We start from the raw sequence: 21,605 nt of genomic DNA, 5'->3' as shown, positions 1-21,605 counted from the left end.
GCATGCGCCGCCATGGAGATCACTTCTTGTCGAGCAGCGCGACGGTTTGCGGCAACGTGTAGGTGACATCGCTGATGCCGCCCGGTGGCGTCGCCGCGAGCTTCGCGGGCAATTCCTGTTGCGAGATTTCAAGCAGCGGCACGTTGATGGTCACTTCCTTCGGGATCTTCTTGCCTGCCAGCACTTGCTGCGCGACCCAGAAAGCAAAGCTCACCGCGCCCGGCGGATTCGACAGCGAACGCGACTGATAGCCGGCTTTCGTCTGCTCATTCCACCAGTTGAGTTCGGGATACGTGCTGCCGATAATCATCGGCGGCGTCGGGCGATTGGCTGCCTTGAACGCCTGCGCGATACCGAAGGACATTTCGCCTTCGGTCGCGACGCCATCCACTTGCGGCAGCGTCGGCAAGATACCCGCCACGGCCTTTTGCGCGACCGATTGCGTCCAGTCGCCATACACGGAGCCGACGAGCTTCATGCCCGGATGCTTCTTTATGCCTTCGAGCACGCCTTCATGCATGAGGTTGTCGACCGAGATGCCGGCCACGCCACGCACTTCGAGGATATTGCCCTTGCCGTTGAGACGCTGCGCCAGAAAATCGACGCCCTGTTCCGCCCAGCCCTTGAAGTCGAAGTTGACGCGATACGCGCAGGGTTCATCGACGATGCCGTCGAACGACACCACGACCACGCCGGCCGCGCATGCCTTCTTGATGGTGCCGTTGAGCGCGGTGGGCGAGACGGCATCGATCACGATGGCGTTATAGCCTTGCAGGATGAGGTTTTGCACCTGTTGCGCCTGCTCCGTGACCTGATTCTCCGCCGTGGTGAACGCGGGCGCGGCGGCGACCTTCTTGTCCTTGACCGCCTGCTCCGACACGGCGTTCCAGCTCTTCAGCATCGACTGCCGCCAGGCGTTGCCGCCGAAGCTGTTGGACAACGCGATCTTCTTCTGCGAGGTATCGCCGGTTGCGACTTGCGCGTGCGCACCGGTTGCGATGAGGCATGAGGCCAGCGCGAGCGCGGCCGTCTTTCCATTGCGGAACATCCTTGTGTCTCCTTTCATGTCGCCTGCTATCGTTGATTGAATTAGCGTTTTGTCAGGCCGAATGCGTATGGACGATCAGGGCGCGTTCGGCCCTCCCTCTGTGTCGAGGGATAAAGAATGGCACGACTGTTCGAGAAAAGTGCGGGCGTTGCGCGGGGCGAGGCCGAGGGTTTGAGACGACATCATGATCACACGCCTTTCGTAAGCGCACGGGCGCGAATGCCGGTGCGATGCTTGCCAGGAGTTGCCATTACCTTTGTCTGTCGCGGTCAGGCCAATTGCAGTGGTCAGGCCACTATACCGCCGAGGCAGTATAACGACTGCCTTTGGCTCGCGCAATTCGATTAACGGAACGGGTAAGGAGATGTCTCCGCGAGCGCGGAGCGCGGGCAACGCCGCGCCTGACGAAGATAAGCCTAGCGCGAACGCAGGCGCCGCTCGACCGCGCGGGTCGCGAGCGTCACCGGATAGCAATAAACGAAGAACAACGCGAGCGCGCTCATGTACATGAGCACGGTGAAGCTCGAATGCGCGACCGTCGTGCTGGCGATCTGCGCGGTATCGAGCACGTCGTGAATGCCGACGAGCGATGACAGCGCCGTGCCCGTCGTGATGATCGCGTAGACGTTCATCCATGGCGGCAGCATGCGGCGCATGCATTGCGGCAGCACGATCAGCAAGAGAATCTGCCGGCGCGACATGGCGAGCGAACCGGCGGCATCCCATTGCGTGGAGGGAATGGACTGCACCGCGCCGCGAAATACCTCGGCAATATTCGCGCTCGCCGGCAGCGCGAGCGCCGCAACCACCTTGAGCCAGTCGGGAAACGGCACGATAAGTCCGCCGAGATCGAACTCGAACGGAAACACATAGGTCGTAAAAAAAATCAGCACGAGCCACGGCGCATTGCGAAACGCCTGCACCCAAAGTCGCGCCGCCCGGCCGACGATACCGCGAGCCAGCGAGAGCGAACCGACGAACACACCCAGCACCGTGCCGAATGTCAACGCGCCGATGCTCACCGCGACATTGATTGCGAAGCCATGCAGCAACGCGGGCAGCCATCGAACGAAATCGGCAAGCAGTTGCGCGCCGGGAATATCGCGCGGCGCCATGAGCCATAGCACGAGCGCGGCCACGGCGATGGTCGCGCCCGCATAGGCGCCGGGTCTATCGCTGACCATAACCGGGCACCGCAAGCCGCCGCTCTATCCAGCGGCCCGACACGTTGACGAGCGCCGTGAGCGCGTAGAAGAACGCGAGTATCAGCAGCATCAACGCGAGTACGTTGTCGCGCTGCGTCCAGATCATGATCGATTGATACGTGATGTCTCCGACCGCGATAGCCGATGCAATCGCCGATGCCTTGACCAGTTCCACCGCATTGTTGACGAGCGCGGGCAGCGCCGCGCGTAACGCCAGCGGCAACTCCACGCGCAAGAAGCGCGTCTTGCGCGAGAAGCCGAGCGAGTCCGCGCCTTCGAGCGTTTCGCGCGGCAAGGCATCGAAACCGGCGCGCAGCGCTTCGGCATGAAACGCGCCCTTGTTGATCGAAAGCACGATCACGACCCACAGAAACGGTTTGAGCGGATTGTCCGCGCCATGCGCCTGCAGATGCTGCGTGATGAGCGTATTGAGCACGAGAAACGCGCAGTACAGTTGCACGATGGTCGGCGTATTGCGCGTGAGTTCGATCACACCGCGCGCAATGCCTTCGAGCAACGCGCTGCTCGAACGCAACGCCACGAGCAAGACCACGCCGACGATTGCGCTGCCGAGCAGCGTCGCCGCAACGATGCCGATCGATAAGCCGATGCCGCTCACGAACGACGCGCGATCGTAGCTATCGAGCAGAAAGCGGTAGTCGAGTCCCGCGTGCTGCGCGCGTGCAATCAACTCGTGCGCGAACGATGTCATTTCGACGACACCTGCGTCGTGTGCCATTGCGCGAGCGCGGGCGATGGCGGGGTGAGACCGTTCTTCGCTTCGACATCGATCAGCCAGCCTGTGCGATGCCAGTCGCGCACGAAGCTATCGATACGTGCGGCCGTGTCCTTTTCGCCCTGCCGCACCCAGATCACCGAAGGCGCGGGCGCGAGTTCGGGCTGCAAGGTTCGATACGCGCGCCACTCGGGATCGCGCTGTTGCAGCGGATAGAGCAGCGGCGCGGCATCGTGAACCGCGGCCACGCAGTTGCCGCCCTTCAGTGCGAGCAAGGACTCGGCCGCGCCGGGAAACGCGCGCGGAATCGCGCCATACTTTTCGACCACGGGTTTGATGTAGCTGCTGCCCTGCGAGATGCAAACCGGTTTGCCGCGCAGATCTTCCCACCGCATGATGCCGCTCGTATTCGCCGTGATCGCCGTGCCGCCCACTTGATAGTAAGGCGTCGCGACATGATCGAGAATCTCGCCGCGCTGCTCGGTGAATTCCATATTGGCGACGAGTATGTCCACCTTGCCCTGCTGCAAGAACTGCACGCGCGTGGAAGGCTGCACTGAAACGAGTTGCGCGTTCACGTTCAGACGCTTCGCAATGTCCTGCGCCAGATCGACATTGAAGCCGCGCAGCTTTTGCGTGGCTGGATCGATGGAACCGAATGGACCGCCTGTGATCATCACGCCCACGACGATCTCATGACGCGAGTCGATGCGATCGAGCGTGGCATCCGCGTGCGCCGTTCCTGCGCTGACGCCTGCGAGAGTCAGCGCGGCGAGCGTCGCGCGCTTGAGCTTGAAAATAAGAGAAGATTGAAGCGATACGGCAGATGACATCGAAGCCTCGGCTTGCATGTTCGAGTTGCGGGACACGCTAGCGTAGGCACAGCGCCGCGCGCTGCAAACGAATCTGATCTGCTAAGGAAAGCACGCGCCGAGAAAAGCGCCGTCACGCCGCATATAAGGTTGTGAAGATTGCTTCGTTCGGAAAGCATCGCGCCATTCCTACAATGGGCCTCTCACTCAAGAGGTAGCGCCGGAGCGCCGAATGATTCCCCTTTCTAGCCACGCATGATGTCTCTCGTCTACGGGCGCGCCGTCGCCAGACTCGATATGGAACCGCCAGCGGGCGTCGTCACGATGCGCGACGTCCATCTGTCGTATGGGACCACGCCCGTGTTGCGCGGTATCGATCTGAGCGTGAAGCGCAATCAGGCCGTATCGATCATCGGGCCTTCGGGCTCGGGCAAGTCGACGATACTGCGTTGCATCAACGGCCTCATCACGCCCGAGCGTGGCGAAGTGCGCGTAAACGGTGTGGATGTCGCGGCCTTGACGCGCGACGAGCAGAAAATCGAATTGCGCAAGCGCATTGGCTTCGTGTTTCAGCAATACAACCTCTTTCCGCATCTCACCGCGCTCGAGAACCTCACCATCGCGCCCGTCCGCGTACTCGGCACGAGCCGCGCGGAAGCCGAACACACGGCGCGCGCATTGCTTGCCAAGGTGCGTCTCGCCGATAAAGCCCACGCATATCCCGGCGAACTCTCGGGCGGACAGCAGCAACGCGTGGCCATTGCACGCGCGCTTGCCATGCAGCCCGAACTCATTCTCTTCGACGAAGTGACCTCCGCGCTCGATCCGCAAACGGTCGGCGAAGTGCTGAACGTAATCGGCGAACTCGTGGACGAAGGCCTTACGTGTGTGCTCGTCACGCACGAGATGCGCTTTGCCGAGGACATCAGCGACCGCGTGGTCTTCACCGAAGGCGGCGTGATCGTCGAGGAAGGCACACCCGCACAACTTTTTCATGCGCCGCGCGACGAACGCACGCAGCGCTTTCTCGACAGCGCGGGCACACGCGTGCGGCGCACGCGTTCGCGCTCATCCCTCACGCTAGCATCGAATCAATCGTGACGACACCCTCCATCGCCCCTCACATCACGCAGCGCGTCGATACGCTCGTCGCTCAAACGCATGCCATTCTCGAACGCGATGGGCTCACGCGTAACGCGCTCGCCAACATCGCGGCCGCATTGCAGACACTTGCAGACCAGCCCGAGCTTTTCACGCGCGAAGCCTTTCCTCCGCCCGATCCGGCCAGTGGCGATACGTCGACGCGCTACCGTCTCAATCCGGGCAGCGATGGCATCGCGCTCTATTTGAACTCGCTGTTGCCCGGCAAGGCGACGATCCCGCATAACCACGACACGTGGGCCGTGATCGTCGCGGTGGAAGGCAGCGAGTTGAACCGCGTGTATCGCCGCACGGACGACCGCAACGACGAGGACCGCGCGAGCGTCGAGGTGGACCGCGAAGTGCTGGTCGAACCGGGCACGCCCATCGCTTTCCTGCCCGACGATATCCACAGCATCCACGTGACCGGCGAGCAGCCTACGCTGCACTTCCATCTCTACGGCAGGCCGCTCGAAACGCTCACGGGACGTCTCGGTTTCGAAAACGGCAAGATCGTTCGATACAACCAGACGCATCTGCACCATCAGACCCAGGCGGTCGGCTGATGACGGACGAGCGTACCGCGCTCGCCACGCGGCTCATGCACGCGGGTCTCGCTGGCTTCGAGAATGGCGCGGCGCCGGTGAACATGCCTGTGGTACGCACGAGCACCGTGCGCTTTGCCAGCAGCGCCGATTACGAGCGGTTGCACAAACAACGCCACGATGGCGAGGATGTCGCGACTTACGGCCGTCATGGCACGGCGACGCATCGAGCGCTCGAAGCGGTGATCGGCGAACTCGAAGGCGCGGCGCACGCGTTGCTCGCGCCATCGGGTGCATCCGCGATTACGCTGGTGTTCCTGGCGTTGTTGTCGCCGGGCGATCACGTCTTGATTCAGGACAGTGTGTATGGCCCGGTGCGCGAGCGCATCGAGCCTCTGCTTGCGCGGTTCGGCATCGCAGCCACTTACTTTGCCGCGCAAGACGGGCCGCCGCGCCATGCGTTGCGCGCGACGACGCGGCTCGTCTATGTCGAGTCGCCGAGTTCGTTTCTGTATGAGGTCGTCGATCTTCCCGCGTTCGGTGCGTTCGCCCGCGAGCACGGCCTCTTGCTCGCCGCGGACAACACGTATAGCGCCGGCGTTCTGCATCGACCGCTCGAACACGGCGCGCATATCTCCATTCAGGCGACGACGAAGTACATAGGCGGACACTCGGACATCATGCAGGGTGCGGTTGCAACGAACGACCGCGCGCTTGCACTGCGTCTGCGGGATACCCACGATGCTCTCGGCCTGGCTGTCGGCGCGGACGATGCCTATCTGGCGCTGCGTGGCGCGCGCACGCTCGGCGTGCGGCTTGCGCAACATGCGCGGCATGCGCTGGCCATCGCCGAATATTTGCAGACGGAGAGCGCGGTCGCGCGTGTCTATCATCCCGCGTTGCCGGACGATCCGTCACACGCGCTTTGGCGTCGTGATTTTCAAGGCGCGAACGGTCTCGTGTCGTTCGCATTCGCACGCGGCAAGACGCCCGATGCAACCCGCGCCTTCGTCGATGCCCTGCGTCTCTTTGCGCAAGGCACGTCGTGGGGCGGCTTCGAAAGCCTTGCGCTCATCGCACCTGCATCGCGGCTTCGCGTGCATGGCTACTTCACTGAAGATGCGCCGGTTGTGCGGCTGCACGCGGGTCTCGAAGACCCCGCCGATCTGATCGACGATCTTCGCCGTGCCTTCCGGCTCACCTGTACCTGACCTCCCATGCCTTCATCATTTGACGCCGTGCGCTTCATCGACGCCGAAACGCTACGCCAGTGGCTCAACGACGGCCGCGAACTCGCGCTGCTCGATGTGCGCGAAGCGGGTCAGTTCGGCGAAGGCCATCCATTTTTCGCCGTACCGTTTCCCTTCAGCCGGCTCGAACTCGATGCGCCGCGCCTCCTGCCGCGCGCCGATGTGCGCATCGCGCTATGCGACGATGGCGCCAACGAAGACGCCGTGGCGCGTCGCGCGGCAGCCCGTCTGCAAGGGCTCGGCTACGGCGATATCGCGATCCTGCAAGGCGGCACGGCCGCATGGCGGCAAGCGGGCTATACGCTCTTTCGCGGCGTGAACGTGCCGTCGAAGACCTTCGGCGAACTTGTCGAACACAAATACGGCACGCCGCATGTCGGCGCCGCGCAACTGCAACGCTGGCGCGCCGAACGCGGCGGCTGTCCGATCTCGCTCATCGACTCACGCACGCGCGACGAACATCGCAAGATGGCGATTCCGGGCGCGGTGTGCGTGCCGAACGGCGAACTGGCGGCGCATATCGACGCCTTCGCGGGCTCGCCCGATACGACCATCGTCGTGCATTGCGCGGGGCGCACGCGCAGCATCATCGGCGCGCAGACCTTGCGCAATCTCGGCATCCGTCGCGATGTCTTCGCGCTGGAAAACGGTACGCAAGGATGGGCGCTCGCCGGTCTTGCGCTGGAACACGGCAGCACGCGCAGCTACGCGGACATCATCCCGAGCGCGGCAAGCGCGCACGACGAGGCCAAGGCACGCGAGCGTGCGCAAGCGCTTGCGCGACGCTTCGGCGTGATTGCGCTCGATGAGGCGAACGCGAACCAGTGGCGTCGCGATACCGCACGCACGACCTATCTGCTCGATGTCCGCACGCCCGAGGAATACGCGCGCGATGGTCTGCCCTTCGCCGCCCATGCGCCGGGCGGTCAGCTCGTGCAGGCGACGGATCAGAGCGTGGCGGTGCGTCATGCGCGTCTCTTGTTGATCGACTACGACGGCATCCGCGCGCCGGTCATCGCTCACTGGCTCGTGCAATTGGGCTACGAAGCGGCGACCGTCGACGTGGCCATCGTGTCGAAGTGGAATACGCATGCGCCCGCTGCCGCTGCGCTGGATCGAACCGATCTCCTCGAAGAAGCGCCATCCGCGAACGCAATCGTGCTCGACCTGCGGTCGAGCGCGGCGCATGAGAACGGCCGGCCGGTTGGCGCGCGCTGGACCGTTCGCCCGCGCGTCTTCGATACGTTGACCGCCTTGCATGCGCGTCTCGACACGCCGCTGGTTTTGTTTGCCGATGCAGCGTCGGAAGCATCGGCGCGTCTCGTCGCCGCCGATCTGCGCGAAGCAGGTTTCGCCGATATCGAACTCGCCGCGTTTGGGCTCGATGCGTGGGAGCAACGTGGCTTGCCCGTGGATCGCGATGCCGTGAAGTTGCCGCAAGAGACGCGCATCGACTATCTCTTCTTCGTGCATGACCGTCATGATGGCAACCTCGATTCCGCGCGCGCGTATCTCGCATGGGAGACGGGGCTGATTGCGCAATGCGAGCCGGACGAGCTCGCCGCGTTCAAGGTCGGCCGGGCGGCGGAACTCGTCTGACGCCGCTTCTCCTTACATGACGAAGCGGGTCGCGCGCTTCAGCTAGCCGGCTGTGCATCCGTTTTCTCATGGAGCCGATGCGCGTAGCGCGAGGCGTCGAAATCGGCGGGCACGTCGCCATGCATGCGCGCTTCGTGCACATCGAGGTCTTCGAGAAACAGATCTTCGCTGATGCGCCGGATCACGGCCGGTATGTCGCGCTTCATGCTCGGCACGTCGCCGACGGGCACGCCACGGCTCACGAATGCCGCCGGATTGAACACATGAATGTTCTTCAGAAACGGCGCGCTGCCCGGCGTTTTCTCGAGATATTCCAGTGCATCTCCAAGATACGGATACGCGCCGAGGGCGTCGTCGCGTTCGTCGGCGGCAGCGTCGTATCGATCGCGCCAAAGCAGAACGTGATCGGCTATCCGCGCAAGCTCGGGCCGTGCATGCAGGTCCACCGCGTAACCCGTGCCGGCGATGACGAAATCGAACGAGAACGTTTCGTCGCCGACTTGCGCCTTCACTTGCTTGCCCGCGGCTTCGGCATGCTGCCAGGGCGCGCCGAGATGCAAATGAAAATGGTCGAAGCGCGCGACGCGATCGATCGCATCGGCGGGCGCGGTCGAACCGGCGCGTCTGAAGCGCAGGGCGAGCTTCCAGCGCGTGGCATCGGGCAGAGCGGGGAAGTTGTCGTAGGCGCCGGGATATGCCTTCGCGCGGCTCACGGGCACCGAAGGCAGCGACGCACGCCGCACGAACAGATGCACGGTGGCCGCGCCCGATTCGAGCGCGGTCGCGGCGGCATCGAAGGCCGAAGCCGCCGAGCCGATCACCGCCACCGACTTGCCGCGCAACGCGTTGAAATCGATCGCGTCGGTGGTGTGAGCGACGTGCGTGGCGGGCAGACCGGCGAGCGGCGGCACGATATTCGGCCGGCCGTTGCCCGCGACGCCATTGCCTAGAATTACCTTGCGCGCGGTTTCCACGCGCGTCTGAGTGCCTTCGTCGGTCCGCACCGAAAGATGCAGCCGGAAATGCGTGCCCAACGGTTCGATCAGCGTCAGGGTCGTGCCGTATCGAATGGGAATGGCGAGAAAGTGCCGGTACCACGCGAGGTATTCGGCCCATTGCTCGCGTCCGATGCGCTCGATATCCGCATACGACGCTTCGCCATGCCGCGCCTCGTGCCACGCCTGAAAGCTCAACCCCGGCAAACCGGCCTCGGGTCCGGCGAGACTTTTCGGCGTGCGCAGGCGATTCATCCGCGCATAGGTTTGCCAGACGCCCGCACGCGTATCGTCGGGCGCGGCATCGATCACGCTCACCCGGCCGATGCCCGCGCGCCGCAGCCCGAACGCGAATGCCGCGCCCGTCTGGCCGCCGCCGACGATCACGACGTTATGGTCGATGCCCTCGCGGCTCGCGACCCAGTCGTCCGGATCGGGACCGATGAGGCGCAGCGTTTCGCGTGCTTGCTGATCGAAGGCTTGGGTCATGGAGCGGGGCGTCCTGGAATTGTCGGGATACCGAGTATCGAGCCTCGGATTGGCGGTGCAAACGAAGGAATCGTGCTTTTCTAATGAGCACGCCGCGAACCGCGCCCATATCCTTATGCCAATCCGCTATTTCGCTTGCGCCCCGCGCGGTGATAGCCTCGAACGCCTGGAAAACCGATGGAAGACCGCACGACATGAAGACCTATCCCGTTCGCACCTTCGAGGACGTGCGCGAGCGCTTGCTTGCCGGCCAGGAGATCGCGCTGCTCGACGTGCGTGAAGAAGATCCGCATGCGCAGAGCCATCCGCTTTTCGCAGCCAATTTTTCGTTGACGCGTCTCGAACTCGACGTGCATGCGCGTTTGCCGCGCCGCGATGTGCCGATCGTTCTCTTCGATGCCGGCGAAGGTCTCGCCGTGCGCGCCGCCGACAAGCTCGACGCGCTCGGCTACACGAACATCGCGCTGCTCGCAGGTGGTCTCGATGGCTGGATTCGCGCGGGCGGCGAAGTCTTTCGCGATGTCAACGTGCCGAGCAAGGCCTTCGGCGAGTTCGTCGAAGCGAAGCGTCACACGCCTTCGCTTTCCGCTGAAACGCTCGACGCGCTGCAGAAGAACGGCGACGATCTCGTCGTGCTCGACGCACGCCGCTTCGACGAATATCAGACCATGAACATTCCGGGCAGCGTGAGCGTGCCCGGCGCGGAACTCGTGCTGCGCGCACGCGCGCTCGCGCCCGATCCGGCTACGCGTATCGTCGTGAATTGCGCGGGGCGCACGCGCAGCATCATAGGCGCGCAATCGCTCGTGAATGCAGGGCTGCCGAACAAGGTGGCGGCGCTGCGCAATGGGACCATCGGCTGGACGCTCGCGGGGCAGACGCTGGAACACGGCAGCAAGCGCCGTTTCGAGGATGACACGGGACGCGCGCCTCGCGATCTGCAAGCGTCACGGCAGGCCGCGTTTGCCCTTGCGCAACGTGCAGGCGTTCGACGTTCCTCGCTCGATGAAGCCGCCCGCTGGGCGCGCGATACGTCGCGCACCACGTATCGTTTCGATGTACGCACGCCAACCGAATACGAAGCCGCGCACGCGCCCGGTTTTCAGAGCGCGCCGGGCGGTCAGCTCGTGCAGGAAACGGAGATGTTCGCGCCGGTGCGCGGCGCGCGCGTCGTGCTCTTCGACGATGACGGCGTGCGCGCCAACATGACCGCCTCATGGCTCGCGCAGATGAACGTCGAAGCGTATGTCGTCGATGAAGCCGGCCCCGATGCGTTGACCGAGAGCGGCCCGTGGCGTCCCGAACGGCCCGCGCCCGCTCCCGTGCCGACCATCGCGCCGAAGGAATTGTCGGCTTTACTCGACGATCCCGCGAGCGGCGTCGTGTTGCTCGACGTTGCACCGAGCGCAAACTACGTGAAGGCGCATATCGTCGGCGCGCACTGGATTCTGCGTTCGCGCATCACGCCCGCTCACGACGATCTGCGCGACCTTCCCGATGCGAAGCGCTACGTCGTCACATGCGGCACGAGCGCGCTTGCGCCCTACGCCGCAGCTGAAATCGCGACGCTCACGAACAAGCCCGTGCATGTGCTCGAAGGCGGCAACGCCGCGTGGGTGCGCGCCGGTTTGCAGACCGAAGGCGGGGAAGCACGGCTTGCGTCGCCACGCATCGACCGGTATCGCCGTCCGTATGAAGGCGTGGGCAATGCGCGCGAAGCCATGCAGGCTTATCTCGACTGGGAATACGGCCTCGTCGCGCAACTGGAGCGCGATGGCACGCATGGGTTCTTCGTGGTGTGATGCCTGGAGAAAGGCGCGTGGTCGGTTCTCATGACGACGCGCCTTTGCGCAATGGCCGCGAGCGGCCTTTGAATCAATGGTCGGGGTTCCAGGCTGCGTTGGGTTTTGAATCGGGGGCATGCTCGTGTTCGCTCGATGAACCCGAGCCGAGGTTGGCATGACATCGTCTCGTACGTTTTCATGCGCGAGTACCGAACAGCGTACAACCCCAGCCCTCACGACCGCCGCAGAACCCGCGACAAAACCGCCTCCTCCAACTCCGCAAACCCCTCCGCCGCACGCGAGCGCGGACGCGGCAGCGCCACTTTCGTATCCAGCGTGATACGCCCTTCCTCGATCAGCACCACGCGGTCGCCAAGCGACACCGCTTCCTGCACGTCGTGCGTGACAATCAGCGCGGTGAATCGATGCTCCCGCCACAGCCGTTCGATCAACCCGTGCATTTCGATGCGCGTCAACGCATCGAGCGCACCGAGCGGTTCATCGAGCAGCAGCAAGTCCGGCCGATGCACCAGCGCCCGCGCCAGCGCCACGCGTTGCCGCTGACCGCCCGACAACTGCGAAGGCCAGTCGCGTTCGCGCTCGGAAAGGCCCACTTCGGCAAGCGTCGCGCGGGCTTCGTCACGCGCCGAACGCGGCAGGCCGAGCATCAAGTTGTCGAGCACGCTCTTCCACGGCAAAAGACGCGCGTCCTGAAACATGATGCGAACCTGCAACTCGGCATCCGGCGTAGCGGCCCGGCGTTGCAGCACGCCAGCCGTGGTCGCTTCGAGGCCGGCGATCAGCCGCAGCAGCGTGGACTTGCCGCAGCCGCTGCGTCCGACGATCGACACGAAACTGCCGCGCTCGATCGAAAAATCGAGCTTCGACAACACCGTGCGCTCGCCGAAACGCTTCTCCACGCCTTGCAGCGATACCGCGAGATCGCCCTCTGCCGCACGCACGACCGAGCCTGAACGAGGAGCATGACGCGCGATAACGCCGCGTTCGAGAGTGGGATTCACCGTGCTCATGTGCGCGCCTTGGTCTGATAAGCCGGATGCCAGCGTAGCGTGACGCGCTCGATGGCCCTTGCCGCCATGTCGGCGAGCTTGCCGAGCAGCGCGTAGAGCAGAATGCCGACGAGCACCACATCGGTCTGCAAAAACTCGCGGGCGTTCATGGTCATATAGCCAATGCCCGATTGCGCCGAAATGGTCTCGGCGACGATCAGCATTACCCACATCAGCCCGAATGCGAAGCGCACGCCGACGAGTATGGAAGGCAACGCGCCCGGCAAGATCACATGCCGATACAACGCCATGCCCGACAGCCCGTAGCTGCGCGCCATCTCAATGAGATCGCGATCCACCGAACGAATGCCGTGATACGTGTTCACGTAGATGGGAAAGAACACGCCGAGCGCAACCAGCACGAGTTTCGCTTCCTCGCCAATGCCGAACCACAGGATCAGCAACGGAATCATCGCGAGTGCAGGGATGTTGCGGATCATCTGCACAGTCGAATCGAGCGCGACTTCCGCAGGCTTGAAAAGACCCGTGGCCAGGCCGAGCACGAAGCCGGTGGCGCCGCCCATCGCAAAGCCCGCGAGTGCACGCCACGCACTGACCTTCACGTTGGCCCACATGTCGCCGGACAAGATGAGCGCCCACGCCGCCTTCACCACGGCGAGCGGTTCGGGCAGCACGCGCGAAGAGAGACCGCCCGTGCGCGCCGCCGCTTCCCATGCGACGAGAATCAGCAGCGGCACGATCCAGGGCAGCGCCTTTGCACCGATGCCGCCCAAAGCCGTTCGAGCAGATTGATTTGCCATGACGATACTCAGCTTTGCGCGACCTTCGGCAGTTCGGACGTGCCGATCACTTCGCCGAACGGCCCCGAGAGCGGCCCGTTCGCCGCTTCCTTTTGCTGGCGCGGCAAGAGCGGGAACACGAGTTCGGCGAACCGATACGACTCTTCCAGATGCGGATAGCCCGAGAGAATGAAGGTATCGATACCGAGTTCCGCGTACTGCTTCATGAGACCGGCGACCTGTTCCGGATTGCCGACGAGCGCCGTGCCCGCGCCGCCGCGCACGAGGCCGACGCCCGCCCACAAATGCGGATACACCTCGAGCTTATCGCGATTGCCGCCATGCAACGCGGCCATGCGGCGCTGTCCTTCCGAATCCATTTTCGCGAACGATGCCTGCGCGCGCTGAATGGTTTCATCGTCGAGCTTGCTGATGAGGCGGTCCGCGTCGGCCCAGGCTTCCTTTTCGGTTTCACGTACGATCACATGAAGGCGAATGCCGAACTTGATGCTGCGGCCTTCGGCGGCAGCGCGCTTGCGGATGTCCGCGAGCTTTTTCTCGACTTCGGCGGGCGGCTCGCCCCACGTGAGATAAGTGTCGATATGCTTGGCCGCGATCTCGTGCGCAGCCGGCGACGACCCGCCGAACCATAGCGGCGGATGCGCCTTCTGCACCGGCGGATACAGCACCTTGCCGCCTTGCGAACGCAGATGCTTGCCGTCGAAATCGATACTGCCGTTGTCGTGAGACTTTTCGAGCAGACCGCGCCAGATGCTCAGGAACTCGTCGGTGATTTCGTAGCGCGTGTCGTGGCTTTCGAAGACGCCATCGCCCGCGAGTTCGGTCGGGTCGCCGCCCGTCACCACGTTGATGAGCAAGCGCCCGTTGGAAAGCCGGTCGAACGTCGATGCCATGCGCGCCGAGAGCCCCGGCGTACTCAAGCCCGGCCGGATCGCGACGAGAAACTTGAGGCGCTTGGTGGCGGGAATCAGGCTCGAAGCCACGACCCAGGCGTCCTCGCAAGAACGGCCCGTCGGCAAGAGCACGCCTTCGTAGCCGAGCGTGTCGGCGGCGACCGCGATCTGGCGGAAGTAGTCGTAATTAGCGGCACGCGCGCCTTGCGACGTGCCGAGATAACGACTGTCGCCATGAGTTGGAATGAACCAGAAAACATTCATCGGGAGGTCTGCCTTTCGAATTCGTTGTGTCGTGAAGACGGGCGTGCGGCTACAAGAAAAAGCCCGGCGCTCGGGTCAGTCTAGCGACGCGGCGACGCTTGCCCAACCATCGATTCGCGCTAAGAATGTGCGCGAAACTGCTAACCCGAATCTGCTGAGAATTACGCGACGTTCCAGCGCGCTTCGGTGACGTCGAGCTTCTTCGGAATGAGCTTGAGGTTGCTAAACACGTCGGCGATCTGCTGCTGATATTCGAGCGTTGCAGGCGCGACGCTCTGCACGCCGTAAGCCGTCCGTTTCAGCGCGACTTCGAGAATGCCCGCATCGAGACCGACGAGGGGCGCGAGTTGCGTGGCGACGGCAGGGATGTTGTCGCGCGCCCAGCGATCGACCAGATCCAGTTCTTCGAGCACGGCACGCACGAGTTGCGGTTGCGCGGTGGCGAACTTGCGCGTGGCGAGGTAGTACTGGATGTTGCGCACGAGGTTCGTGCCATCGGTGATTTGACGTGCGTTCGCCTGCTTCTCGGCGGCGGCGAGATACGGGTCCCAGATCGCCCATGCATCGACGCTGCCTTGCACGAAGGCGGCGCGCGCATCGGCGGGGGCGAGATAGATGGGCTGGATATCCGTGTAGGCCAAACCCGCTTTCTTGAGCGCTTCCACGAGCAGATAGTGAACGTTGGAGCCTTTGTTCAGCACGACTTTCTTGCCGCGCAACTCGGCCACCGTTCGAATGGGCGAATCCTTCGGCACGACGATGGCTTCGGCGCGCGGCGCGGATGGCTCGTTGCCGACATAGACGAAATCGACGCCCGCGGCTTGCGCGAAGATCGGCGGCGTTTCACCGACGGTGCCGATATCCACCGCGCCCGCGTTGAGCCCTTCGAGCAATTGCGGACCAGCGGGAAATTCGAGCCATTGCACGGTGACGCCTTGCGCGGCAAGCCGCTTGTCGAGCGTGCCGCGTGCCTTCAACACCACGAAGTTGCCGTACTTCTGATAGCCGATGCGCAAGGTCTTGCCTGCATCGGCGGCAAAGAGGCGGCTCGACGCGAAGGCGCCTGCGCTGACGGCGGCCAGTTGCGCGAGCGCACGCCGGCGCGACAGCGAGAGAGAACGATCGGACATGCGGAGTTCCTTGGGATAGGGTCGTAAAGCCGAAGCAGACAGGCGCCAGAGCGTCTTCAGAAAAGACGTCTATAGCCATCAATCCCTACTATGCGAGACGCGCGCCAAAAGCGGAACCAAGCAAATGTCATTTGCAAATGAATACGCCGTGACGCGGCTAAGCGCACGGCGCATATAAGGCGGTGGATGCGTGTGTGCGAATAAGCTTATGCGTTATTCGCGGGGAAAAAGCGATTGCCGGGTCTTGGCAAACCGAAGTGCTCGCGCAACGTGTTGCCTTCATACGCGCGCCGGAAAATGCCACGCCGCTGCAATTCCGGCACCACCTTGTCGACGAAATCGTCGAGACCCGCGGGCAGATACGGGAACATCACATTGAAGCCGTTGCTGCCTTCCTCGGCGAGCCACTGCTCCATTTCATCGGCGATATCGTTTGCCGTGCCGATCATCTGCAAGCCCGAAAAGCCGCCCGCGCGTTGCGCCAGTTGCCGGATGGTCAGCCCTTCCGTGCGAGCCATTTCGACCACGCGTTCGCGCGCGCTCTTGCTCGCATTGGTCTCGGGAATCTCGGGCAAGGGACCATCGGGATCGAACGAGGAGACATCGTGGCCGAGCGCGATGGAAAGCGAAGCGATACCGCTTTCGTAATGCACGAAGGTATCGAGCAATGCGCGCTTCTCGCGTGCTTCCTCGCGCGAGTCGCCCACCACGACGAACGCGCCGGGAAGAATCTTCAGGTGCTCGCGCGGGCGGCCGAGTGCATCGAGCCGGCTCTTTACATCCGCAAAAAAGCGCTTGCCCGCGGCCAGATTCGGTTGCGAGGTGAAGACCGCGTCGGCGGTTTCGGCCGCGAGCTGCTTGCCCGCTTCCGATGATCCGGCCTGCACGACGATCGGCCAGCCTTGCACCGGCCGCGCGATGTTCAACGGGCCGCGCACCGACAGATATTCGCCCTTGTGACCGAGCACGTGAAGTTTGGCGGGATCGAAGAAGAGGCCGCTTTCGGTATCGCGCACGAACGCGTCGTCGGCCCAGCTGTCCCACAGGCCCGTGACGACATCGTAGAACTCGCGCGCGCGGCGATAGCGCTCGTCGTGCTCCATGTGATCCTCGCGGCCGAAGTTCAATGCGGCATCCGGGTTCGACGTGGTCACGAGGTTCCATCCGGCGCGTCCGTCGCTCAAGTGATCGAGCGAGGCAAAGCGCCGCGCGATGTGATACGGCTCGTCGAATGTCGTCGATGCCGTCGCGACCAGCCCGATCTTCTCCGTCACCGAAGCCAGCGCGGAAAGCAGCGTGAACGGCTCGAAGGATGTCGCGGTGTGGCTGCGTTTGAGCGCGTCCACGGGCATGTTGAGCACGGCGAGGTGGTCGGCCATGAAGAATGCGTCGAAACAGGCGCTCTCAAGCTTTTGCACGAACTGCTTGAGATGGCGGAAATTGAAGTTGGCATCCGCATACGCGCCGGGAAAACGCCACGCGCCGGTATGCAGGCTCACCGGCCGCATGAATGCGCCGAGATGCAGTTGTCGGGAAAGGGTCATGTGAAATCGGTTCGAGTCCAGGTCAGCGCTTACGTTACTTCAGGCATGCAAACGTTGCTTGGATCGACGATGAACCGACGCGCCGGAATCGTGGCGCGTCGATGCGGATGCGGATTTAGTGCGGCGGAAGATCGGCAGGCGACTGAAATAGATCGACCGTATAGCCCATGTTGAAGTAGCCCGCGCGCGCATAAAGCGCGATGTGTTCGAGCCGGTCGGCGCGCGTGCTTTCGTCGTCGGGCAGCTCGATTACGCTCATGGCATTGCAGCCGCATGCGGCGCGGGCACGTTCCAGCGACCGCAATTGCCAGCGCTCACGCATGCGTCCGGCGGGCGCGTAGATGGCTTGGAGATAGTGCGACAGGAACTGCGGCATGGCTCATCCCCTTCAAATGGTGAATGAATCAAATCTAGGCCGCCCGCAACGCTTTCACAAACAAGGTTTTCTGCAAAGCAATACACCGCCTGCATGCCTTATATAGCGCTCAAACCGCCCGTCACGGCAAACGAAAAGGCGCTATATCGATAGCGCTCGATATTATTTGTCGCGAGGCGCTGCCGCCTCTAGCATCACGTCTCTCCCAACTTATCAGCTTTTGCCCCATGAAAATAAAGTCGCCGATAAAAACCGCGCTGTTTTCCCTGCTGCTTGCATGCGGCGTGATGAGCGCCGCACCGTCGTTCGCGGCAAATCAGACGGTGCGCGTGGGCATCATGTCGGGCGAGGACGAGGATGTCTGGCGCACGGTGGCGGCCAACGCAGCCAAACAGGGCCTGACGGTGAAGGTCACCACTTTCGCGGATTACACCCAGCCGAACGAAGCGCTCGCGCAACACGATCTCGACGCCAACTCGTTCCAGCACAAGCCTTATCTCGATGCGCAGATTCAGGCGCGCCATTACGACATCGTGCCGGTCGGCTTCACTTACGTGCAGCCTATCGGGCTTTATTCGCGCAAGGTGAAGTCGGTCGCCGCGCTGCCGCAGAACGCAACCATAGCCGTGCCGAATGATCCGAGCAATGAAGGCCGTGCGCTCTTGCTGCTGCAGGCGAACGGCGTCATCAAGCTGCGCGACAACGTCGGGTTGCTGCCGACGGCGCGTGACATTGCCGACAATCCGAAGCATGTCCAGATCAAGGAACTCGATGCGGGTATCGTCGGCCGCGCGATCGGCGACGTGGACGCTGCCGTGGTGAACACCGACTGGGCCATCAAAGCGGGCATCCAGATTCCGCAGGAACGCATTGCGCAGGAGAAAGTGCCGGGCAATCCGTATCGCAACTTTCTGGCGGTGAACGCGAAAGATGCACAGGCGCCGTGGGTCAAGACGCTGCAGACGAGTTATCAGCAGGCCAACGTCGCCGCGACGATCCTGAAGGTGTATCACGGTGCGACCTTGCCAGCATGGGACGGCGCGCCGCAGAAGTAACGCGCGTGTGATGTAAGCGCCGACGCCCGGCATGACCGGGCGTTGATCGTTTGAGCGCTGTTTAACTCGCCTAAACCGCCTCTTCCACTCGATACCCCGCCGGCACATCGAGCCCGAGATGCCCGCGCAAGGTAGTCCCTTCGTAAGCGCGTCGGAAGATTCCGCGCTTTTGCAGAATGGGCACGACGCCATCGACGAAGGCTTCGAGCCCGCCCGGCAACGCGTCGGGCATGAGGTTGAAGCCATCGGCGGCGCCGTCTTCGAACCAGTGCGCGATGTCCTCGGCAACCTGTTCGGGCGTCCCGACAATCACGCGATGCCCGCCGCCGCCCGCCAGCGCGCGGATGAGTTCGCGCACCGTATAGCCATGCGCGCGCGCCTGCGCGATGGTCGCGTGAAAGAACGTGTGATTACCGTTGCCGTTGTTGGGCAGCGTGAGATTCTCGGGAAGATGCTCGTCGAGCGAGAGCGAATCGGCGGGAATGCCGAGCGTGCCGGCAATCCGGTTCAGGCTGTAGCGCCATGGAATGAGATCGACGAGTTCATCGCGACGGCGGATGGCTTCGGCCTGCGTCGCGCCGATGATCGTCGTGAGACCTGCGAGCACTTTCACCGCATGCGGCCCGCGTCCGTAGCGCGCCGCACGCACGTTCAGATCCTCGCGATACGCCTTCGATTCGTCGAATGATTGCGACGCCGAGAACACCGCTTCCGCATGACGCGCCGCGAGATCACGCCCGTCGCCGGATGCGCCCGCCTGCACGAGCACCGGATGCCCTTGCTTCGAGCGCGGCAGATTGAGCGCGCCTTGCACCGCGAAGAAGCGTCCGCGATGCGCGGCGGGATGCAGCTTGCCGAGATCGACGAACTGGCCGGTCGCTTTGTCGGCAACGAGCGCATCGTCCTCCCAGCTATTCCACAACGTCTTCACGAGCGTGGCGAACTCTTCCGCGCGCGCATAGCGTTCGGCGTGATCCGGGACGGCTTCCAGCCCGAAGTTGCGTGCCGAAGGCAGATCGGCCGTCGTTACCATGTTCCAGCCCGCGCGGCCGCCGCTGATCAGATCGAGCGTGGCGAAGCGCCGCGCAAGGTTGAACGGCTCGTTGTAACTCGTGGATGCCGTCGCGATCAGCCCGATATGCTTCGTCGCGGCCGCGACGCTCGCGAGCAGCAGCGTGGGTTCGAGCGCCGTGATCGGGCGCATGTCGAGTTGGTCGGTGATCGCGGCGCTATCGGCGAGGAAGATCGCGTCGAGACAGCCACGCTCCGCGATCTGCGCGAGACTCACGTAATGATCGATATCGATGAAGGCGTGCGGATCGGCGTCGGCCAGACGCCATGCGGAAGGCACGAAGCCGGAATGAAGCGCATTGATGTTCAGATGCAACTGGCGCGGGGCTTCGCCGCTCATGGGTGACACTCCGGGAAAAGTCGGACCTTCGATTGTCCGATGCGAACCGGGTGCCGCGCCACGAACGATTTCGTGGATTCATATTCGCTGGGGCGCTAAGGGACTAGCGGCATTTATCGATAGCTCGCGCCGACGTGCGGCGCTTGCAGATAGGCGCCGTTGCCAAACAGCTTCTCGCGCAGGGTGCCTTCTGCATATTCGGTCTTGTATGCACCGCGCCTTTGCAGCTCGGGCACGAGATATTGGACGATATCGTGGAACGTGCGCGGCGACTCTACCCACGCGAGATTGAAGCCGTCGATATCCGTTTCTTCCACGAGCGCCTGCAATTCGTCGGCAACCTGAGCCGCATCGCCGACCACGACCGCGCCGCGTCCGCCGATCGTCACGAATTCCACCGCATCGCGCACGGTCCACACGCGTTCCGGGTCCAGCTTGCTGAACGATGCAAGTGCGGACTGGCCGGCATCGGTATCGACGTAAGCGAGGGTATCGTCGGGCTTATAGCGCGAAAGATCGATGCCCGTCCAGCCGGATAACAACGCCAGGGCACCTTCGTAACTCGCGCGCGCCTGATACGCGGCATAGCGTGCCTGCGCGCGTTCGGCGGTTTCATCGACGATCACGGTCAGCATGGCGAACAGCAATGCGCTGTCCGGTGCGCGGCCCGCCTCCGCGAGCGCGGTGCGGATGGACTGCGCCGACTTGCGCAAGCCATTGCGCGTGGGCGCGCCAAGAAAGATGCATTCCGCATGCTTGGCCGCGAATGCCGTGCCGCGCGTCGATCCGCCCGCCTGGAACAGAAGCGGCGTGCGCTGCGGCGAAGGCTCGCACTGGAAAATACCTTCGCTTTCGAAGTAGCGGCCCTTGTGTGTGATCTTGCGCACGCGCGCGGGGTCGGCGTAGATGCCGCGTTCGGCATCGCGCAGCAATGCGCCTTCTTGCCAGCTTCCTTCCCAAAGTTTGTAGCAGACTTCGAGAAACTCATCGGCGCGATCGTAGCGTTCGTCATGGGCGCGCAGTTCCGTCTGCCCGAGACTCAACGCGCCGCTTTGCAGATACGACGTCACCACGTTCCATGCGACGCGTCCCCGGCTCAACTGATCGAGCGTGGTGAAGCGCCGCGCCAGCAGATACGGCGCTTCATAAGCCACCGATACCGTCACGCCGAAGCCCAGGTGCTTGGTCGCGTGCGCCATCAAGGGAATCAGCGGCACGGGGTCGTTCATCGGCACCTGGGCGGCGGTGCGCAACGCGGCGGCGGGACTGTCGCCGTAGACATCGTAGATGCCGGTGACATCGCCGAGAAAGAGGCCGTCGAAAAAGCCCTCTTCCAGCACCTTTGCAAGCTCGACCCAATAGCGGGTGTCGAGATAGCCGATTGAATCGTCTGCAGGCGCTGTCCACTGACCGGGCGCGAGATGCCCCACGCAATTCATCATGAAGGCATTGAACCGGATCTGGCGAGGCATAATCGACTTGGCTGGACGCGTGAAAA

At 63.3% G+C, this 21,605-nt stretch carries 19 protein-coding genes; 6 read left to right on the top strand and 13 right to left on the bottom strand.

Annotated elements, in window-relative coordinates:
- Positions 1-19: 19 nt before the first annotated feature.
- From NCR98_RS24720 to NCR98_RS24705, 4 genes are all read right to left on the bottom strand, one after another.
- Positions 20-1,048, bottom strand: a complete 1,029-nt coding sequence (locus NCR98_RS24720; protein ID WP_250527604.1) for an ABC transporter substrate-binding protein — start codon at positions 1,046-1,048, stop codon at positions 20-22.
- A gap of 416 nt (positions 1,049-1,464) precedes the next feature.
- The gene (locus tag NCR98_RS24715) at positions 1,465-2,232 is read right to left on the bottom strand and encodes an amino acid ABC transporter permease (RefSeq protein ID WP_250527603.1); all 768 of its coding nucleotides are present in this window, start codon (positions 2,230-2,232) and stop codon (positions 1,465-1,467) included.
- Positions 2,219-2,992 (bottom strand): ABC transporter permease subunit, encoded by a 774-nt coding sequence (locus NCR98_RS24710; protein WP_404989385.1) that lies wholly within the window; start codon positions 2,990-2,992, stop codon positions 2,219-2,221. The genes NCR98_RS24715 and NCR98_RS24710 overlap by 14 nt, the downstream gene beginning before the upstream one ends.
- Positions 2,962-3,822, bottom strand: coding sequence for a transporter substrate-binding domain-containing protein (locus NCR98_RS24705; RefSeq protein WP_250527602.1), 861 nt, complete (start codon positions 3,820-3,822; stop codon positions 2,962-2,964). The genes NCR98_RS24710 and NCR98_RS24705 overlap by 31 nt, the downstream gene beginning before the upstream one ends.
- 234 nt (positions 3,823-4,056) lie before the next feature.
- On the opposite strand from NCR98_RS24705, the gene NCR98_RS24700 reads away from it, so the two are divergent.
- From NCR98_RS24700 to NCR98_RS24685, 4 genes are read left to right on the top strand one after another with little or no spacing between them, the layout of a single operon-like run.
- Positions 4,057-4,902 carry an amino acid ABC transporter ATP-binding protein gene (locus NCR98_RS24700; protein WP_284503940.1) on the top strand — a complete coding sequence of 282 codons (846 nt, stop codon included), beginning with the start codon at positions 4,057-4,059 and terminating at the stop codon, positions 4,900-4,902.
- Positions 4,896-5,507: a cysteine dioxygenase family protein gene (locus tag NCR98_RS24695; RefSeq protein ID WP_404989404.1), complete on the top strand. Its 612-nt coding sequence runs from the start codon at positions 4,896-4,898 to the stop codon at positions 5,505-5,507. Before NCR98_RS24700 ends, NCR98_RS24695 begins: the two co-directional genes overlap by 7 nt.
- Positions 5,507-6,697 (top strand): cystathionine beta-lyase, encoded by a 1,191-nt coding sequence (gene metC / locus NCR98_RS24690; protein ID WP_250527601.1) that lies wholly within the window; start codon positions 5,507-5,509, stop codon positions 6,695-6,697. The genes NCR98_RS24695 and metC overlap by 1 nt, the downstream gene beginning before the upstream one ends.
- Positions 6,698-6,703: 6 nt before the next feature.
- Positions 6,704-8,335, top strand: a complete 1,632-nt coding sequence (locus tag NCR98_RS24685) for a rhodanese-like domain-containing protein (protein ID WP_250527600.1) — start codon at positions 6,704-6,706, stop codon at positions 8,333-8,335.
- Positions 8,336-8,373: 38 nt separating this feature from the next.
- On the opposite strand, the gene NCR98_RS24680 is transcribed toward NCR98_RS24685, so the two are convergent.
- Positions 8,374-9,819 carry an NAD(P)-binding domain-containing protein gene (locus tag NCR98_RS24680; RefSeq protein WP_250527599.1) on the bottom strand — a complete coding sequence of 482 codons (1,446 nt, stop codon included), beginning with the start codon at positions 9,817-9,819 and terminating at the stop codon, positions 8,374-8,376.
- A 194-nt stretch (positions 9,820-10,013) separates the two neighbouring features.
- Here NCR98_RS24680 and NCR98_RS24675 point away from each other — a divergent pair, with 194 nt between their 5' ends.
- On the top strand, positions 10,014-11,621 hold the full coding sequence (locus tag NCR98_RS24675; protein ID WP_250527598.1) for a rhodanese homology domain-containing protein: 1,608 nt from the start codon (positions 10,014-10,016) through the stop codon (positions 11,619-11,621).
- A 215-nt stretch (positions 11,622-11,836) separates the two neighbouring features.
- Here NCR98_RS24675 and NCR98_RS24670 read toward each other — a convergent pair whose 3' ends face one another.
- The 6 genes from NCR98_RS24670 to NCR98_RS24645 all read right to left on the bottom strand — a co-directional run bounded on the left by NCR98_RS24670 (position 11,837) and on the right by NCR98_RS24645 (position 17,641).
- The gene (locus NCR98_RS24670; protein ID WP_250527597.1) at positions 11,837-12,634 is read right to left on the bottom strand and encodes an ATP-binding cassette domain-containing protein; all 798 of its coding nucleotides are present in this window, start codon (positions 12,632-12,634) and stop codon (positions 11,837-11,839) included.
- A complete protein-coding gene (ssuC, locus tag NCR98_RS24665; protein ID WP_250469224.1) occupies positions 12,631-13,434 on the bottom strand; it encodes an aliphatic sulfonate ABC transporter permease SsuC in 804 nt (267 codons plus the stop codon). The genes NCR98_RS24670 and ssuC overlap by 4 nt, the downstream gene beginning before the upstream one ends.
- 8 nt (positions 13,435-13,442) lie before the next feature.
- Entirely contained in the window at positions 13,443-14,591 is a 1,149-nt protein-coding gene (gene ssuD, locus NCR98_RS24660; RefSeq protein WP_250527596.1) for an FMNH2-dependent alkanesulfonate monooxygenase, read from the bottom strand.
- Between the two features lie 161 nt (positions 14,592-14,752).
- Entirely contained in the window at positions 14,753-15,721 is a 969-nt protein-coding gene (locus tag NCR98_RS24655; RefSeq protein ID WP_250494491.1) for a sulfonate ABC transporter substrate-binding protein, read from the bottom strand.
- Between the two features lie 206 nt (positions 15,722-15,927).
- On the bottom strand, positions 15,928-17,265 hold the full coding sequence (locus NCR98_RS24650) for an LLM class flavin-dependent oxidoreductase (protein WP_250527595.1): 1,338 nt from the start codon (positions 17,263-17,265) through the stop codon (positions 15,928-15,930).
- Between the two features lie 115 nt (positions 17,266-17,380).
- Positions 17,381-17,641 (bottom strand): hypothetical protein, encoded by a 261-nt coding sequence (locus NCR98_RS24645; RefSeq protein WP_250527594.1) that lies wholly within the window; start codon positions 17,639-17,641, stop codon positions 17,381-17,383.
- Positions 17,642-17,868: 227 nt separating this feature from the next.
- Between NCR98_RS24645 and NCR98_RS24640 the strand changes: the two genes are divergently transcribed.
- Positions 17,869-18,696: a MetQ/NlpA family lipoprotein gene (locus NCR98_RS24640; RefSeq protein WP_250494489.1), complete on the top strand. Its 828-nt coding sequence runs from the start codon at positions 17,869-17,871 to the stop codon at positions 18,694-18,696.
- A 70-nt stretch (positions 18,697-18,766) separates the two neighbouring features.
- On the opposite strand, the gene NCR98_RS24635 is transcribed toward NCR98_RS24640, so the two are convergent.
- Both NCR98_RS24635 and NCR98_RS24630 read right to left on the bottom strand, forming a co-directional pair.
- Positions 18,767-20,107 carry an LLM class flavin-dependent oxidoreductase gene (locus NCR98_RS24635; RefSeq protein WP_250527593.1) on the bottom strand — a complete coding sequence of 447 codons (1,341 nt, stop codon included), beginning with the start codon at positions 20,105-20,107 and terminating at the stop codon, positions 18,767-18,769.
- A gap of 113 nt (positions 20,108-20,220) precedes the next feature.
- A complete protein-coding gene (locus NCR98_RS24630; RefSeq protein ID WP_250527592.1) occupies positions 20,221-21,579 on the bottom strand; it encodes an LLM class flavin-dependent oxidoreductase in 1,359 nt (452 codons plus the stop codon).
- Between the last annotated feature and the right edge of the window lie 26 nt (positions 21,580-21,605).

This window comes from Caballeronia sp. GAWG2-1 (assembly GCF_023631405.1).
Taxonomy (GTDB): Bacteria; Pseudomonadota; Gammaproteobacteria; order Burkholderiales; family Burkholderiaceae; genus Caballeronia.
This window is presented reverse-complemented; position numbering and strand designations above follow the sequence as displayed.

Bases quoted from the DNA above. Each gene is read 5' to 3' on its own strand.
- NCR98_RS24720 (WP_250527604.1), bottom strand. From the start codon at position 1,048: ATGTTCCGCAATGGAAAGACGGCCGCGCTCGCGCTGGCCTCATGCCTC.
- NCR98_RS24715 (WP_250527603.1), bottom strand. From the start codon at position 2,232: ATGGTCAGCGATAGACCCGGCGCCTATGCGGGCGCGACCATCGCCGTG.
- NCR98_RS24710 (WP_404989385.1), bottom strand. From the start codon at position 2,992: ATGGCACACGACGCAGGTGTCGTCGAAATGACATCGTTCGCGCACGAG.
- NCR98_RS24705 (WP_250527602.1), bottom strand. From the start codon at position 3,822: ATGTCATCTGCCGTATCGCTTCAATCTTCTCTTATTTTCAAGCTCAAG.
- NCR98_RS24700 (WP_284503940.1), top strand. From the start codon at position 4,057: ATGATGTCTCTCGTCTACGGGCGCGCCGTCGCCAGACTCGATATGGAA.
- metC (WP_250527601.1), top strand. From the start codon at position 5,507: ATGACGGACGAGCGTACCGCGCTCGCCACGCGGCTCATGCACGCGGGT.
- NCR98_RS24685 (WP_250527600.1), top strand. From the start codon at position 6,704: ATGCCTTCATCATTTGACGCCGTGCGCTTCATCGACGCCGAAACGCTA.
- NCR98_RS24680 (WP_250527599.1), bottom strand. From the start codon at position 9,819: ATGACCCAAGCCTTCGATCAGCAAGCACGCGAAACGCTGCGCCTCATC.
- NCR98_RS24675 (WP_250527598.1), top strand. From the start codon at position 10,014: ATGAAGACCTATCCCGTTCGCACCTTCGAGGACGTGCGCGAGCGCTTG.
- NCR98_RS24670 (WP_250527597.1), bottom strand. From the start codon at position 12,634: ATGAGCACGGTGAATCCCACTCTCGAACGCGGCGTTATCGCGCGTCAT.
- ssuC (WP_250469224.1), bottom strand. From the start codon at position 13,434: ATGGCAAATCAATCTGCTCGAACGGCTTTGGGCGGCATCGGTGCAAAG.
- ssuD (WP_250527596.1), bottom strand. From the start codon at position 14,591: ATGAATGTTTTCTGGTTCATTCCAACTCATGGCGACAGTCGTTATCTC.
- NCR98_RS24655 (WP_250494491.1), bottom strand. From the start codon at position 15,721: ATGTCCGATCGTTCTCTCTCGCTGTCGCGCCGGCGTGCGCTCGCGCAA.
- NCR98_RS24650 (WP_250527595.1), bottom strand. From the start codon at position 17,265: ATGACCCTTTCCCGACAACTGCATCTCGGCGCATTCATGCGGCCGGTG.
- NCR98_RS24645 (WP_250527594.1), bottom strand. From the start codon at position 17,641: ATGCCGCAGTTCCTGTCGCACTATCTCCAAGCCATCTACGCGCCCGCC.
- NCR98_RS24640 (WP_250494489.1), top strand. From the start codon at position 17,869: ATGAAAATAAAGTCGCCGATAAAAACCGCGCTGTTTTCCCTGCTGCTT.
- NCR98_RS24635 (WP_250527593.1), bottom strand. From the start codon at position 20,107: ATGAGCGGCGAAGCCCCGCGCCAGTTGCATCTGAACATCAATGCGCTT.
- NCR98_RS24630 (WP_250527592.1), bottom strand. From the start codon at position 21,579: ATGCCTCGCCAGATCCGGTTCAATGCCTTCATGATGAATTGCGTGGGG.